We start from the raw sequence: 14290 nt of genomic DNA, 5'->3' as shown, positions 1-14290 counted from the left end.
GAAGAGGTCCAGTGGCTGAGCCGAGACAGGATCGGTGATCAGGGCATTCGAGGCCGGCGGACACGCCGCCGCGGCGGGTAGACGGGCCGACCCGCAGCCGGGTGTGTCCGGCTGCGGGTCGGAATGGTTCGGAGCGCGCTGTGTCGGTTCAGGCCGCCACGAGGGAGCGCAGCACGTACTGCAGGATGCCGCCGTTGCGGTAGTAGTCGGCCTCACCCGGGGTGTCGATCCGCACCACGGCGTCGAAGGTGACGTCCTCGCCGTCGTCCTTGGTGGCGGTGACCTTGACCGTCTTCGGGGTACGGCCCTCGTTCAGCTCGGTGATACCGCTGATGTCGAACGTCTCGGTGCCGTCCAATCCGAGGCTGTCGGCGCTCTCGCCCTCGGGGTACTCCAGGGGCAGCACGCCCATCCCGATCAGGTTCGACCGGTGGATCCGCTCGAAACTCTCGGTGATGACCGCCCGCACGCCCAGCAGCAAGGTGCCCTTGGCCGCCCAGTCCCGGGAGGAACCGGAGCCGTACTCCTTGCCACCCAGCACCACCAGCGGGATGTTCTCCTCGGCGTAAGCCTGCGCGGCGTCGTAGATGGAGGTCTGCTCGCCGGTGAGGAGGTTCTTGGTGAACCCGCCTTCGACGCCGTCCAGCAACTGGTTGCGTAGCCGGATGTTGGCGAAGGTTCCCCGAATCATCACCTCGTGGTTACCACGGCGGGAGCCGTAGGAGTTGAAGTCCCGCCGGGCCACCCCGTTCTCGGTCAGGTACCGGCCCGCCGGGGAGTCCGGCTTGATCGCACCGGCCGGCGAGATGTGGTCGGTGGTGACCGAGTCGCCGAGTTTGGCGAGCACCCGGGCCCCGGTGATGTCCTCGACCGGTGTCGCCTCGCGCTCCATGCCCTCGAAGTACGTGGGCTTGCGCACATACGTCGACTCCGGGTCCCAGGCGAAGGTGTCGCCCTCCGGGGTCTGCAGCGCGCGCCAGTGATCGTCACCGGCGAAGACGTCGGCGTAGTCGGAGGCGAACATCTCCCGGTTGATGTTCTCGTCGATGGTGCGCTGTACCTCGTCGGTGTCGGGCCAGATGTCCCGCAGGAACACCTCGTTGCCATCGCTGTCGGTACCCAGGGGCTCGTTGGCGAAGTCGAAGTCCATGGTGCCGGCCAGCGCGTAGGCGACCACCAGCGGCGGTGAGGCCAGGTAGTTCATCTTCACGTCCGGGTTGATCCGGCCCTCGAAGTTGCGGTTACCGGACAGCACCGAGACCACCGACAGGTCGTGCCGGTTCACGGCCTCGGTGACCTCCTCGTCCAGCGGACCGGAGTTGCCGATGCAGGTGGTGCAACCGTAGCCGACCAGGTGGAAGCCCAGCTTCTCCAGGTAGGGCCACAGCCCGGCCTTCTCGAAGTAGTTCGTGACCACCTGGGAGCCAGGTGCCAACGAGGTCTTCACCCAGGGCTTGGAGACCAGCCCCCGGTCCACGGCGTTGCGGGCCAGCAGGCCCGCGGCCATCATCACCGAGGGGTTGGAGGTGTTCGTGCAAGAGGTGATCGAGGCGATCGCCACGTGCCCGTGGTCCAGCTCGTACGTGGTGCCCTCCGGGGTGGTCACCTCGGTGGGGTTGGAGGCCCGGTGGTAGGACGCCGGTGGCGTCGGCGAGTGGGAAGGCGCCCCGGCCTGGGATGACTCCGCGTTGGCAGGCTGCGCCGTGGCGTCGGAGGCCGGGAACGTGTCAGCCAGGCGGCTGTCCACCGGGCTCTTCTCGATCCCCTCGCCGTTCACCGCATAGTTCTTCAGGTCCGCGAGGAACTGTTCCTTGGAGTTGCTCAGCGCGATCCGGTCCTGGGGTCGCTTCGGTCCGGCGATCGAGGGCTCCACGGTGGACAGATCCAGGGTGAGGTACTCGGAGTAGGCAGGTTCGATGTGCTCCTCGGCCGATGGATCCAGCCACATGCCCTGTTCCTTGGCGTAGGCCTCCACCAGCGCGACCTGTTCGTCGCTGCGGCCGGTCAGGCGCAGGTAGTCCAGGGTGACCTCATCGATGGGGAACATCGCCGCGGTCGAGCCGAACTCCGGGCTCATGTTCCCGATCGTGGCGCGATTGGCCAGCGGCACCTGGGCCACGCCCTCGCCGTAGAACTCGACGAACTTGCCGACCACACCGTGCTCACGCAGCATCTCGGTGATGGTCAGCACCACATCGGTCGCAGTCACGCCGGAGGGAATCTCCCCTTCGAGTTTGAACCCCACCACCCGCGGGATCAGCATCGATACCGGCTGGCCGAGCATGGCGGCCTCGGCCTCGATCCCTCCGACGCCCCAGCCCAGCACGCCCAGGCCGTTGACCATCGTGGTGTGGGAGTCGGTACCGACCAGGGTGTCGGGGTAGGCCCGCAGCACCGCGTCCTCGCCCTCACCGTGCTCGCGGGTCATCACCACGCGAGCCAGGTACTCGATATTGACCTGGTGGACGATACCGGTGCCCGGCGGCACCACCTTGAAGTCATCGAAGGCCGTCTGACCCCAACGCAGGAACTGGTAGCGCTCGTGGTTGCGCTGGTACTCGAACTCCACGTTGCGCGCGAACGCGTCCCGGGTACCGAAGACGTCGATCTGCACCGAGTGGTCGATCACCAACTCAGCCGGGGACAGCGGGTTGATCGAGGCCGGGTCCCCGCCGAGGTCGGCCACGGCCTCGCGCATCGTGGCCAGGTCCACCACGCACGGCACACCGGTGAAGTCCTGCATCACCACCCGGGCCGGGGTGAACTGGATCTCGTGCGAAGGCTGGGCCTGCGGGTCCCACTCGGCCAGGGTGCGGATGTGGTCGGCGGTGATGTTGGCACCATCCTCGGTGCGCAGCAGGTTCTCCGCGAGCACCTTGAGGCTGTACGGCAACCGCTCGGCACCGGGCACCGCGCTGAGGCGGTAGATCTCGTAATCGGTTCCCTGGACGGACAGGGTGGACTTGGACGAAAAACTGTCCACGTGGCTCACGGTGGCTCCTTGCGTCGACGGCGTGGATGTCCCTGGCACCATCCTGGCACTTCCGGGACACGAGCGTCCGATATTTATCTTGATGTCGAGATAATCCTACCGGGGTGCCGGCGGATGCGCCACTCACACGCCGGGGGCCAGCACGGCCACGCACTCCACGTGATGGGTGTGGCTGTACAGGTCGAACGCGGTCAGGCTCGCCAGTTCATACCCGACGTTCCTGGCCGCGGCAGCATCCCGGGCGAGCGCGGCCGGATCGCAGGCCACGTACACCACCCGTTCCGGGCCGGTCGCCACAAGAGCGCGCATCACCGCTTCCCCGGCTCCGGAACGCGGCGGATCCAGGACGACGACGTCGGCTCTCCCGTCGTCGCCACCCGCCTGGGCGTGGCCGGTGACGAATCTGCGCACGTCGGCATCGTGGAGATGGATCTGGTCCAGTCCGTGGGCGTTTCGGCGGGCATCGCGCACCGCCCCGGAAGCGCCCTCGACGGCGTCTACCCGCCCCTGCGCACCCACGGCCGCGGCCAGTGGCGCGGTGAATAGACCCGAGCCGGAGTACAGTTCCAGGACGCGCTGGCCCGGCCGGAGTTCTGCCGCCCGGAGCACTTCGGCCACTAACGCCGCCGGGGCTCCGGCATGGGCCTGCCAGAAGCCATCGGCACTGACCCGGTAGGTGTAGGTCTGCTCGCCGGTCCGGACCACCTCACGAACCCGGGCGGGTCTGTCCGTGTTCCCGGCGGCACGCCGTCCGCGTGATGTGGCCTCGCTCGGACGGCCGTCCACGAGAACCACCGGGGCCCCGGCGGAAGGTGCGACCGCCTGGATCCGCGCGCCGGCCGGCCAGGTGCGCCCGAGCAGGTCCAGCTCATGGATCCGCGCGTGGGCCAGCGGCAGGGAGCCCACCCCGAGCACCGCATCGCTGCGGTGACCGTGCATGCCGGCCCGGCCCTCGCCGTCGGCTATCAACGTGACCCGGGTGCGGTACCCGGTGCCCGGTACCGGGCTCGGCCCCTCGGGCAGCGGCACGTACTCGACCTGCAGCGGCGCCACCGCGGGGTGGTCGGGGCCGATATGCCCGATGCGACGCAGCGCGTCGGTGATCACGTCCCGTTTCCAGGCGCGCTGGGCCGGGAGGGCAACGTGAGCCAGTTCCCCGCCACCCACGCCACCGGGCCCGGCCTCGGGCCAGACGCTGGGGACCCGGTCCGGCGAGGGCTCCAGAACCTCGATCGCATCAGCGCGCCAGTAGCGGCTGGTGGCGTCGGTGACCCTGGCCCGGACCCGCTCGCCGGGCAGTGTGTGCCGCACGAACACCACCCGCCCGTCGTGGCGCGCCACGCAGTGGCCGCCGTGGGCCGGCGGGCCGATGGTCAGGTCCAGCAACTGATCGGGCATTGGTGCTCGCCTTCGCGGGTGTGAGTGACGTTCGAGCGTACTGGCCCTCGACCCCGGTCCTGACCCTCGAACGCAGGGCTAGCGCCGGGGGCGGGCGCCGTCCGTGCTCGGGCCACCGTCCGGGCCGGCCGCACCATCCGGGCCGGCCGCACCATCCGGGCCGGCCGCGCCGTCCGGGTTCGGCGCGCGATCGGGCCCGGCCACGGCGTCAGTGGTGGCCGGGCCGTCAACGGTGCTGTCAGCCTCGGGGGCGTCGACGATGGCCTCCTCCTGTGCCTGCCTCGAGGCCTTGATCAGCGGATGCACCAGCAACCAGGTCAGATACAGCACCACCGCCCACAGCGGCACCCCCATCACCAGCCGGGCGGTCCCCAACCAGCCAACCTGAGCATTGAGGTAGAGCGGCAACTGCACCCCCAGTCGCAGCCCGAACAAGAGCACCCACAGCGCCGTGGCCCAACTCAGGATCCGAACCGCGGCACGGTCCTGGCGCCATTGCCCGAAACCGGGCATCAACGCACCGACGAGCACTCCCACCAGTGGGCGCCGCGCAAGGATAGAGCCCAGCGACACCAGGACGCCGATCGCGTTGACGTACAGCCCCCATACGAAGAAGTCCTCGGCCTGCCCGGTCCGCCACGCCCAGACGGTCCCGATGCCGACCCCGACCAGACCGCCGAAGACGTAGTTCAACGAACTGCGAGAGACCAGGCGGCTCAATGCCGCCACCACCGCCAATGCTCCTGCGCCGATCAGCGACCAGGTCAGATCCCGGGTGGCCACGAAGACCACCACGAACACCAGGCCCGGTGCGATCGACTCCAGCAACCCGCGAACACCGCCGACAGAGGCGGTCAGGTCGAACCGCCCCTGACCCAGTTGTTGCACGCCGCGGCCGGGCACGGCCGGACCGGACCCGGCGGGGCGATCGGCGGAGGTCATCGCACCTCGGTGATCTCCGGCCCCCGCTTGGGCAGCCGGATCGTGAGCCGTTCTTCCTGGGCCGGTGCCTGGGGCTGCGCCGACTGGCCAGGCAGGTGCAGGCTGAGCAATTCACGCGGCGGACGCGGTTCATTGCCACGGTCCACCACGATCCCGGCGAAGATGTCCTCCATCACCTCGGCGGCTTGGGCCTCCACGGTCGCCTTCCCGGTGAGCACACCGCGCAGGAACCAACGAGTGCCGTCGACCCCCAGGAACCGCGCGGGTCTGGTCCCGCTGCGACCGTCCGGCATCCGCACCGGCAGGCGGGCCAGCAGTTCCCGACCGAACGCACCCGTGCGTTCGTCCGCGCTGCCGCCCTGCTTCTTGATCGACTCGGCGATCTCGGCCCGCAACTCCTCCCACAGCCCTTCGCTGCGGGGTGCAGCGAAGGGCTGCACCTGCAGCGCGGACCCCTCCAGGGCAAGGTTGACCGCCACGATTCGCCGGGTCTTCTTGTCCAGTTCCATCCGAACCTGCAGCCCGGGCCGCTTAGGGATACGAACCGCACCGAGATCGATCAGACCCTCCTCGGACGGAGCTTCGGCCACGTCCCAGGGACCATGGGCCGGTTCGCCACGGGCGTCGTCGGCCCCGGACCCGTCCTCGTCGGCATCGACGGCGCCATCGGGGTCCTCGAGGTCCGCGTCATCACGCTCGTCCTCGCTGGTGTTCCAGTGGGCGAGTTCGGACTCGTCGGGCCCGATCACGCCTCCGGCGCGGGTGCGCCGGTCCTTTCGTTTGAACCACCTCATGACTTGGCCTCTCCTCCGCTCCGGGTGGCCTGCTCCTGCGGGAGGAAACCACCGGTCGACCCGAACCCCGCGTCCCCACGCGCGGTTCCCGGCAACCGGTCCACCTGAATCAGGCGGGCCCTGCTCACCTGCTGGATGACCAGTTGGGCGACCCTGTCCCCTCGTTTCAGGTGGGCCGGTGCTCTGGTGTCCGTGTTGGCCAGGATAACGTTGATCTCCCCCCGGTAGCCCGCGTCGACGGTGCCGGGTGCGTTCACCACGGTGATCCCGTGCCGTGCGGCCAGACCCGAGCGCGGGTGCACGAACGCGGCGTACCCCTCGGGCAGGGCGATGGCGATTCCGGTCGGCACCTTCGCCCGTGCACCCGGAGGCAACTCGACGTCGGTGCGGGCGTGCAGGTCCAGACCGGCATCGCCGGGATGGGCGTAGGAGGGCAGCGGGAGGTCGGCGTCCAGTTGCTGGACCAGTACCGGTACCTGCGCGCCGGGATCATCAGGCTGTGTCACACGCTCGAGCCTACTCGGTGCATCGGCGTCCTCTCCGCGGTGTCCGTGGGGCGCGCGCCGGTGGCCGCCGGGCGTGGCAGGCTTGGAGCATGTCCGGCTCCGCTGCACCGCCGCCCGGGAACGCTCCCGCGGGCACCGATGAGGTCTACTCCGAACGTCTCCTCCCCACCCCGCTGATGTGGCTGCTCGCGCCCGCGGTGGGCCTTGCCCTGTGGTTCATCTTCTCCGCTGTGCACAACGTGGCCGGCACCGTGGTGGCGCTGTTGGGTGCCCTCGGCGTCGCCGCGGCGCTGTGGGCGGGCTCCCCGGTGGTCCGGGTCCGCGCGGCACCGGAGGGCGTGCGATGGCTGCACGCCGGCCGGGCCCGCATCGAGGCGGACCACCTGGGGCCGGCGCGCAGCCTGGACGTGGTCCAGATGCAACAGGCGATGGGGCCCCAACTGCGCAGCGACGCCTACGTGTGCCAGCGGCCCTGGGTGCGCACCGGGGTGCGGGTGCCGGTGATCGATCCGACCGATCCCACCCCGTACTGGCTGGTCGGCACCCGGTTCCCCGAGCGTCTCGTGGCCGCGCTCGGTCAGCAGCACGCGAACTGACCGAGCACTGGCTCGCTGGGACCGGCCTAACTCAGGCGGCGCACTCCGAGCAGACCGGCTGGCCACCCTCCTGGTAGGCCAACTGGCTGCGGTGGTGAACGAGGAAGCACCGGGAGCAGGTGAACTCATCGGCCTGCGGCGGCACCACGGTGACCGAGAGTTCCTCCCCGGACAGGTCGGCCCCGGGGAGTTCGAAACCCTCGGCGACCTCCGCCTCGTCCTCGTCCACCGAGGGGGAGTTCTTCTCTGCCCGACGGGCCTTCAACTCCTCCAGCGAGTCCTCGCTGAGGTCCTCTTCGGTCTTGCGCGGTGCGTCGTAGTCGGTGGCCATGGGGCGGGGACTCCCGTTCGTAAACAGTGATTCGGCAGGTCTGTAGCATGCTCAACGCACGCGGTCAGATTTTGTTCCGATCGGCTCTGGTGCGTGGAGGTGGCGATGGGATTGTGCCTGATCCGAACCGAAATTGCACGTCTGTTCGCCCATCGCGTGAACTCAAGTCCGTTCCGGCCCGGGCCCGGGCGCCCGGAGTCGGTCCGCGACGGCCGCGTGGAACGGGCGCGCGGGCCCAGAGTTCATGCGCCACACCGAGCAGAATCCGGGCGGAGCCGGACATCTGCTGGCAGGGTGAAGACCGCAGACCTTCTGGAGGTGCCATGGCTGATCTAGAACTCGTCGGGATCCACCCCGACGGGGATCACCTCATCCTGATCGACCCCGACGGCGATCGGCACCGGCTCACGATCGATGAGGCACTGCGTGCCGCCGTACGCCGGGACCGTCCGCACCTGGAGAAGGTGCGCTCCGAAGTCGCGCCGCGACCACGCCAGATCCAATCGATGATCCGGGCCGGCGCCTCGGCTGAGACCGTGGCGGCCGAAGCCGGCTTGCCGGTGGAGCAGGTGCGCCGCTACGAGGGCCCGGTACTGGCCGAGCGCGAGTACGTGGCCGGCCGGGCGCGCGCGCTGCACATCGGCCACTCCGCCGGCTCCCCCACCCTGGGTGAGGTGGTCCTGGACCGGCTGGCGGCGCGGGGCGTGAGCGAGGAGTCGCTGACCTGGGACGCGCGCCGTCAGAACACCGACCCCTGGCACGTGGTCGCCTCCTTCCATGCCGGCGACAAAGACCAGGAAGCGGCCTGGGAAGTGGATCTGACTGCGGGAACCTTCACCGCACTCGACGACGAGAGCCGCTGGCTCTCCGAGACCGACCTGGCCGGCGGCAGCCGGCACCTGAGTTCGGTACGCGGTGCCCGCCTCTACGACGTGGAGACCGACGCCGACATCGCCCCGGCGCTGCATGCGGTGGATGCGGTGATCCGGGACTCCCGGCCCCGGATCGTGCCGGACATCCGTCCCGCTGATCCCGAGGCCGACCACGACACCCCGGCCGGTTCGGCGGAGCACGGCGACGCCGACTCGCCGGCCCAGGAGGCCAGTACCGAGACCCTGCTGGCGGAGCTGAACGGCTCACGCGGGGTCCGCCAACGGGTGGAGATCGACGATGAGGCACTGGCCGAGCAGGTCCTGCGCGACGGCGAGCAGCAACCCACCTTGTGGGATGAGGCCCCAGGTGCCCATCCGGCCGCCTCGCGGCCGCAGGACGCCACCGACGCCACCATCCTGCCCGGCCCCGGATCGGCTCCGGACGCGGTGGCCGAACCGGCGAGCAACGACCGCAGTGCCGACAGCAACGGTCGCGACAGCACCGCAGGAGATGACGGCACCACCAGGCCCGGCGCAAAGCCGTCCGAGGCGTCCACCGGGCCGGACAAACGCGCCGGCCGACGTGCGCGGCGCAGTCGTCGCACCAGTGTGCCGTCCTGGGACGAGATCGTCTTCGGCGCCAAGAACGACTGAGCAGTCAGTCGCCGTCAACCCCGGGCAGGCCGCGGGTCTTGGCGTCCACGCCGAACCCGTCCAGACTGAGCGTGTCCGGTGACGGCGTGACCGCGCGCGCCGCGGCTGCTGTCAGTCGACGCACGTGGTGGCGGCGGCAGAGCACCTCGTAGGCGACCTGCGCACTGGAGCCGGTGTCGGCCACCACCACCTGCTCGCCGTCGATGACCATCCGTCCACCGACCGTCCGGGCGTTGTGGGTGGCGCGCCGCCCGCACCAGCACAGTGCCTGCACCTGCAGCGTCTCGACGCGGTCGGCCAGTTCCACCAAGCGGGCCGAGCCGGCGAACATCCGGGTGCGGAAGTCCGTCATGATTCCGAAGGTGAAGACGTCGATGTCCAACTCATCGACCAGGCGGGCCAGGTGGTCCACCTGTGTGGCGGAGTAGAACTGCGCCTCGTCGCAGACCAGGTAGTCCACCACCCAGCCGCGCATCCGGCGCTGGGTCACATCCGCCCAGAAGTCGGTCCCAGGACCCACTTCGATCGCGGCACGACTCAGCCCGAGCCGGGAGGAGATCTTCGCATCACCGGCCCGGTCATGCTGGGTATAGATCAGCCCCCGCCGTCCCCGGCGGGCGTGGGTGTAGTCCATCTGCATCGCCAGAGTCGACTTGCCGCAATCCATCGTCCCGGCGAAGAACACCAGTTCCGCCATCAGCCCAGTACCGCCACCAGGGGCACGTCCTGCTCGACTGCTGAGGTGGAGCCGTGCATCCCCACCAATCCCAGTGATGCGGCGGACTGTTGTGCGCTGTCCTGGATGGCGACCCGTCCCTGCGTGGCCACCACCACGTCCCCGATGATCTCCTCGGCATGCGGGGCCACCGGGCCGAAGTAGTCCGCCGCTATCGCATCCGCCCTGGTGAGCACCACCGCGCGCGTCCCGAGAACCTCGGCCCAGCGAGCGGCCACCACCTCCGGCTCACGGGTGTAGACGTGGCGGAAGCGGTCCTCTCCCCCGATCAGGTCCACCCCTCGGGAGAGTTCGGGGTGCGTGGCGGCATCGATCCGACCCGCCCTATCGTCCATCTCCTGCCGGGGGATATCGATCATGCCGTGGTCAGCGGTGACCAGCATGCCGGTACCCAGCGGGAGCAACCGCGCCAGACGCTCCAGTTCGGAATCGAGCCGGGCCAGTCCGCCGGCCCAGTCCGCGCCCTCCCAACCGTGCTGGTGGGCGATGGAGTCCAGTTCCCCCCAGTACAGGTAGACCAGGTCCACCCCGGGGTCACGCAACTGTGCGATAGCGGTGTCGACGCGGGCGGGCAACGATTCAGCCGGGTGGTACCGGGCTCCGCGCAGCGCGGCGACGGTGAGCCCGGAATCCTCAAACTGCCACGGACCGATCGAGACGGCCAGGCTACCGGAGGCGAGCATCTGCTCGAACACCGTGGGTTCGCGCTGCCACGTGCCCGGATCCGCGCCCCCGTTCCAGGAGATCAGGTTCAGCAGCCCGGCCGTGGCCGGGTTGCGCACGGCGTACCCGAGCATCGCGGTGGCGCCCGCGCGCTGAGCGGTGCCCAGGTAGGACAGGTTCGTGGCGGTGGAGGTGGGCAGCGTCGCGGCCAGTTTGGTCACCGGCGCCCCCGCGCCCGTCTGGGCGGTCAGTTGTCCGGTCAGGAACGGCGCGTGCTCGCCCCGGCCGGAGAGGTTGTGCCAGCCGAGGCCGTCGACGAGCACCACACACCAGCACCGCACCGACGGTAGCCCCAGGGACGCGCGGGCGCGCCCGGCGGCGTCGCTGAAGGGTTCACGATCACCCGTGGCGGCACCGAGCAGGACGTCGCCCAGCACCGGGATCATTGCGTGGTAGCCGCCGAGAGCGCGGCGGCGAACGCCAGCGCCGCGGCCGTGGCCTCGCGGCCCTCCGCGGCGGCACTGATCCGGACCACGAGGTCATCGGGGACTGCGGTACCGGCGTAGCCGTGGTCCGCTTCGCAGTCGGGGTCCGGGCAACTGGCGGGCTCAAGGTCCAGTCGCTGCACCGAACCCCAGTTCAGGGCGAGGGTGATCTCGCTGGCCCCTGTGCCCGGGGTGTAGGTGGCCGGGTCGGAGACGACGTGGGTCAGTGCCACCGACCGGATCGAGGACAGCGCCACCGACTCGGTGGTAGCCGCAGCCGAGTGCCCGTCGTCGGGGCTGGAGCCGGGTACGTCGTCGACGTGGGCGATGATCAGCCGGGTCGGGGTCAGCGTCAGCGCGGTCACATGACGGCGCACCTCGGAACGGTCGAACACCGTCTCGGGGTGGACCAGGTGGGCCACGATCTCCTCATCGGCAAGGGCGATTTCCAGGACCTCGGCAACCAGTGCCGGGTAGTACCCCGCACGGTCGATGTCGGACCGCAACTGCCGCAATTGCTGTGTGTGTGACTTTGGCACGCCTCTAGTGTCCCACTTGTTGCCAACCCTCGGTGTCCGTACACCTGATTCACTGCCGGCACCCGGCCGTCCGCCGTCGTCAGGCCGGCAGGAACCGCCGGGCCGCATCCCCGCGGCCGGGGTGGGCCACATCGATGCGCGCACCCAGCACCGTGATCGTGGTCTCGGTGACCAGCACCGGGTGCAACGCCACCGCGGACACCTCGGCCAGTTCCTCCTTCAGCACACTCACCCGCGCCAGCACGTCCTCCACCCCCGCCATGTTCAGCGCGGGCAGGCCGCCCCCGCCCAGCAGCCGGGCGGACGCCCCCAGCGAACGCACCATGGAGGCCACGTCCACGTTCGTCAGCGGAGGCACCCGATAGGAGACGTCGCCGAGGAGTTCACTGGCGTCCCCGGCTAGCCCGAAACTGATGATCGGGCCGTACATACGGTCCTCCACGGCCTCGATCACGGTCGCCGTCCCACCCGGGGCCATCGCCTGGATGTCCAGGGTGGTCTCGTGTCCCAGTACCGAGCGCACCCGCTGCTGAACGCTGCGGTAGGCCTCGGCGAGTTCGGTCGGGGACCCCAGGTCCAGCCGCACGCCACCCAGATCCAGCCGGTGGCGCAGCAACTCATCGGAGGTCTTCAGCGCCACTGGCCAGCCGATCTGCTCGGCTACCTCCAGTGCCTCAGCCAGGCTGCTGACGGTGTGCTGGCTCCACAACTCGATCCCGTACATGCGGAGGAGGTCGGTGGTCGCCTGCCCGGCGAGCCGTCGGGTACTTCCGGTCGGCAGAGAGGCCAGTTCGGCCTGGACGAGCGCCTTGGCCCCGGTCCGGTCGACACCCGCAGGGTCCACCCTGGCCCCCCGGTCCGCCTCGCGCCAGCGCACGTAGCCTGTCGCTTTGGCCAGTGCCGTGGTGGCGGTTCGAAGGGTAGGGAACGCCGGGACCCGCACCGGCCCGTCGGGGCCGGAAGCACGAAGGTGGACGTCCAGGCCGCGCATCCCGTCGATCACCGCAACGGTGGTGCGCCCGGACGTCGCGCTCAGACGCGCCACCTGCCCGGCCACCCCCACGCCGTCGTCGGTCAGCAGCGGCACGTACCCCACCAGGGCGGCGTCCCAGTCGTCGCGGCCGGCGAAGGCGCGTACCTGCTCGCTGTAGGCCTCAACCCCGGCGGTGGGCGAGAGGGTGTGCACTTCCCCGGTGAGCGCGGGCTCGGCGCCACGCAGCAGTTCGGTGATCATCGCGGCCTGTGCGCCCGAGTTGGTCAGCACCAGCACCCGGTCACCGGCCGGGAGCGGTTGTTCGGACAGCAACAGGGCCAGGTCCAGGGAATCATCGACGGTCTCGGCCACGAGTACCCCCGCCTGGCGCATCAGTTCATCCAGCGCCCGCCGGGGCAGCGCACTGGTGGCCACCTCGTGGCCGGGTGGGTTCAACTGGCCGGTGGTGCCCGCGATCGTGGTGACCACCGGGCCCTCCTGGGACAGTCGGCGGGCCACGCGGGAGAACTTGCGGGGGTTACCGATCGACTCCAGTCGCAGGCAGGCCACCGCGGTGGACTCATCGCCCACCCATCGCTGCATCACATCGTTACCGGATACGTCTACGCGATGCCCGGCCGAGACGAACGAGGCCACCCCCATGTCCCGGGCCGCCGCGCCGGACAGTAACGCCCGGCCGGCTGCGGCGGACTGGCAGAAGACTCCCACCGAGCCCGGCCGCGGCGGGCTGGGGTACAGACTCGCCTCGATCCGCGGCGCCGGCCCGTCCCGGTCGGCGGCGCTGGTGATCAGCCCGTAGGACCTCGGGCCAACCAAGCGCAGCCCGTGCCGGCGCGCACGACGACGCAGGATGCGTTGGGAGACGCGTTCCGAGCCGGCCTGCGCGGCGAACCCACCGGTATAGAGGACCACCCCGCGCACCCCGAGCCCGGCCAGGGGCTCCAGCAGGTCCAACACCTGCGCGGGCGGGGCCGCGAGCAGCGCCAGATCCGGTCCGGGCCGCACCTGGTCCAACGAACTCAGCGCCCCCGGCGCCCCGTCCAGGCCGACCACCTGCACCCCCGGGGCACCCTCCTGGGTCAATGATCCCAGCAGCACCCGTCCGAACGCCTGTCCCTCCTGGCCGGCACACACCAGCAACACCCCGGCCGGACGCATCAGTGCCGCCATGCTCAGGGCCTCGGAGCGCTGCTCACGCTCGGCCAGCACCGCCAGGGACTTGTCGGTCGAGGTGATGGTGAAGGAGACCGCGAGGATGCCGTCGTCCATCGTGGACTGCACGTCATACCCAGCATCTGCGAACACCCGCAGCATGCGCGCGTTCTGCGGCAGCACATCGGCAACGAACCGGCGCACCCCGAGCTCGCGCCCGGCTGCGGCCAGGTGCTCCAGCAGCACCGACCCCAGACCCTTCCCCTGGGCCGAGTCGGCGACATTGAACGCGACCTCGGCGTCACCGCCGTCCAGCCGCTCGAACCGGCCGACGGCCAGGATGGCCTCCCCGTCCACGAGCACCAGGGCCACCCGGTCGCGGTGATCGACCTGGGTGAACCGGGCCAGCATCTCCTCGCTGAGACGGGCCATCGGAGCGAAGAAGCGCAAGTACGTGGAGCGTTCGCTCTGGCTCATGTGGAAGCGTTGCAGCGCCTCGGCGTCCTCGGGGCGGATCGGTCGGATGCGCATGGTGGATCCGTCCCGCAGCACCACGTCGGCTTCCCAGTGCGCTGGGTAGTTGCCGCTGTGCGCCATCTGACGATCCTATGCGGGCACTCACGGTGTGTGGGCCGG

At 70.1% G+C, this 14290-nt stretch carries 12 protein-coding genes; 2 read left to right on the top strand and 10 right to left on the bottom strand.

All coding sequences use genetic code 11. The features are described 5' to 3' along the window. Positions 1 to 148 precede the first annotated feature (148 nt). The 5 genes from ACPL7H_RS05690 to dut all read right to left on the bottom strand — a co-directional run bounded on the left by ACPL7H_RS05690 (position 149) and on the right by dut (position 6632). Positions 149 to 2992 (bottom strand): aconitate hydratase, encoded by a 2844-nt coding sequence (locus ACPL7H_RS05690; RefSeq protein ID WP_424796088.1) that lies wholly within the window; start codon positions 2990 to 2992, stop codon positions 149 to 151. 123 nt (positions 2993 to 3115) lie between these two features. Continuing rightward, a complete protein-coding gene (locus tag ACPL7H_RS05685; protein ID WP_424796087.1) occupies positions 3116 to 4390 on the bottom strand; it encodes a class I SAM-dependent RNA methyltransferase in 1275 nt (424 codons plus the stop codon). Positions 4391 to 4468: 78 nt separating this feature from the next. After that, entirely contained in the window at positions 4469 to 5332 is an 864-nt protein-coding gene (locus ACPL7H_RS05680; RefSeq protein ID WP_424796086.1) for a DUF3159 domain-containing protein, read from the bottom strand. After that, a complete protein-coding gene (locus ACPL7H_RS05675; protein WP_424786039.1) occupies positions 5329 to 6126 on the bottom strand; it encodes a DUF3710 domain-containing protein in 798 nt (265 codons plus the stop codon). The genes ACPL7H_RS05680 and ACPL7H_RS05675 overlap by 4 nt, the downstream gene beginning before the upstream one ends. Beyond that, positions 6123 to 6632 (bottom strand): dUTP diphosphatase, encoded by a 510-nt coding sequence (gene dut / locus ACPL7H_RS05670; protein ID WP_424796085.1) that lies wholly within the window; start codon positions 6630 to 6632, stop codon positions 6123 to 6125. The genes ACPL7H_RS05675 and dut overlap by 4 nt, the downstream gene beginning before the upstream one ends. A gap of 89 nt (positions 6633 to 6721) precedes the next feature. Between dut and ACPL7H_RS05665 the strand changes: the two genes are divergently transcribed. After that, entirely contained in the window at positions 6722 to 7228 is a 507-nt protein-coding gene (locus tag ACPL7H_RS05665) for a DUF3093 domain-containing protein (RefSeq protein ID WP_424796084.1), read from the top strand. A 31-nt stretch (positions 7229 to 7259) separates the two neighbouring features. Here ACPL7H_RS05665 and ACPL7H_RS05660 read toward each other — a convergent pair whose 3' ends face one another. Beyond that, positions 7260 to 7559 (bottom strand): DUF4193 domain-containing protein, encoded by a 300-nt coding sequence (locus ACPL7H_RS05660; RefSeq protein ID WP_424786042.1) that lies wholly within the window; start codon positions 7557 to 7559, stop codon positions 7260 to 7262. Positions 7560 to 7882: 323 nt separating this feature from the next. On the opposite strand from ACPL7H_RS05660, the gene sepH reads away from it, so the two are divergent. Further along, positions 7883 to 9085 (top strand): septation protein SepH, encoded by a 1203-nt coding sequence (gene sepH, locus ACPL7H_RS05655; RefSeq protein ID WP_424796083.1) that lies wholly within the window; start codon positions 7883 to 7885, stop codon positions 9083 to 9085. Between the two features lie 4 nt (positions 9086 to 9089). On the opposite strand, the gene ACPL7H_RS05650 is transcribed toward sepH, so the two are convergent. The 4 genes from ACPL7H_RS05650 to ACPL7H_RS05635 form a co-directional block, all read right to left on the bottom strand. After that, positions 9090 to 9782, bottom strand: coding sequence for a thymidine kinase (locus tag ACPL7H_RS05650; RefSeq protein ID WP_424796082.1), 693 nt, complete (start codon positions 9780 to 9782; stop codon positions 9090 to 9092). Continuing rightward, positions 9782 to 10930, bottom strand: coding sequence for an alkaline phosphatase family protein (locus ACPL7H_RS05645; RefSeq protein WP_424796081.1), 1149 nt, complete (start codon positions 10928 to 10930; stop codon positions 9782 to 9784). The genes ACPL7H_RS05650 and ACPL7H_RS05645 overlap by 1 nt, the downstream gene beginning before the upstream one ends. Then, entirely contained in the window at positions 10927 to 11508 is a 582-nt protein-coding gene (locus tag ACPL7H_RS05640; RefSeq protein ID WP_424786046.1) for a DUF5998 family protein, read from the bottom strand. The genes ACPL7H_RS05645 and ACPL7H_RS05640 overlap by 4 nt, the downstream gene beginning before the upstream one ends. A gap of 79 nt (positions 11509 to 11587) precedes the next feature. Beyond that, entirely contained in the window at positions 11588 to 14251 is a 2664-nt protein-coding gene (locus ACPL7H_RS05635) for a GNAT family N-acetyltransferase (protein WP_424796080.1), read from the bottom strand. Between the last annotated feature and the right edge of the window lie 39 nt (positions 14252 to 14290).

The organism is Pseudactinotalea sp. Z1732 (assembly GCF_049724975.1).
Classification (GTDB): domain Bacteria; phylum Actinomycetota; class Actinomycetes; order Actinomycetales; family Beutenbergiaceae; genus CALKWS01.
Note: the sequence above shows the minus strand (reverse complement) of the source record. Positions and strands in the feature narration are given on the sequence as shown.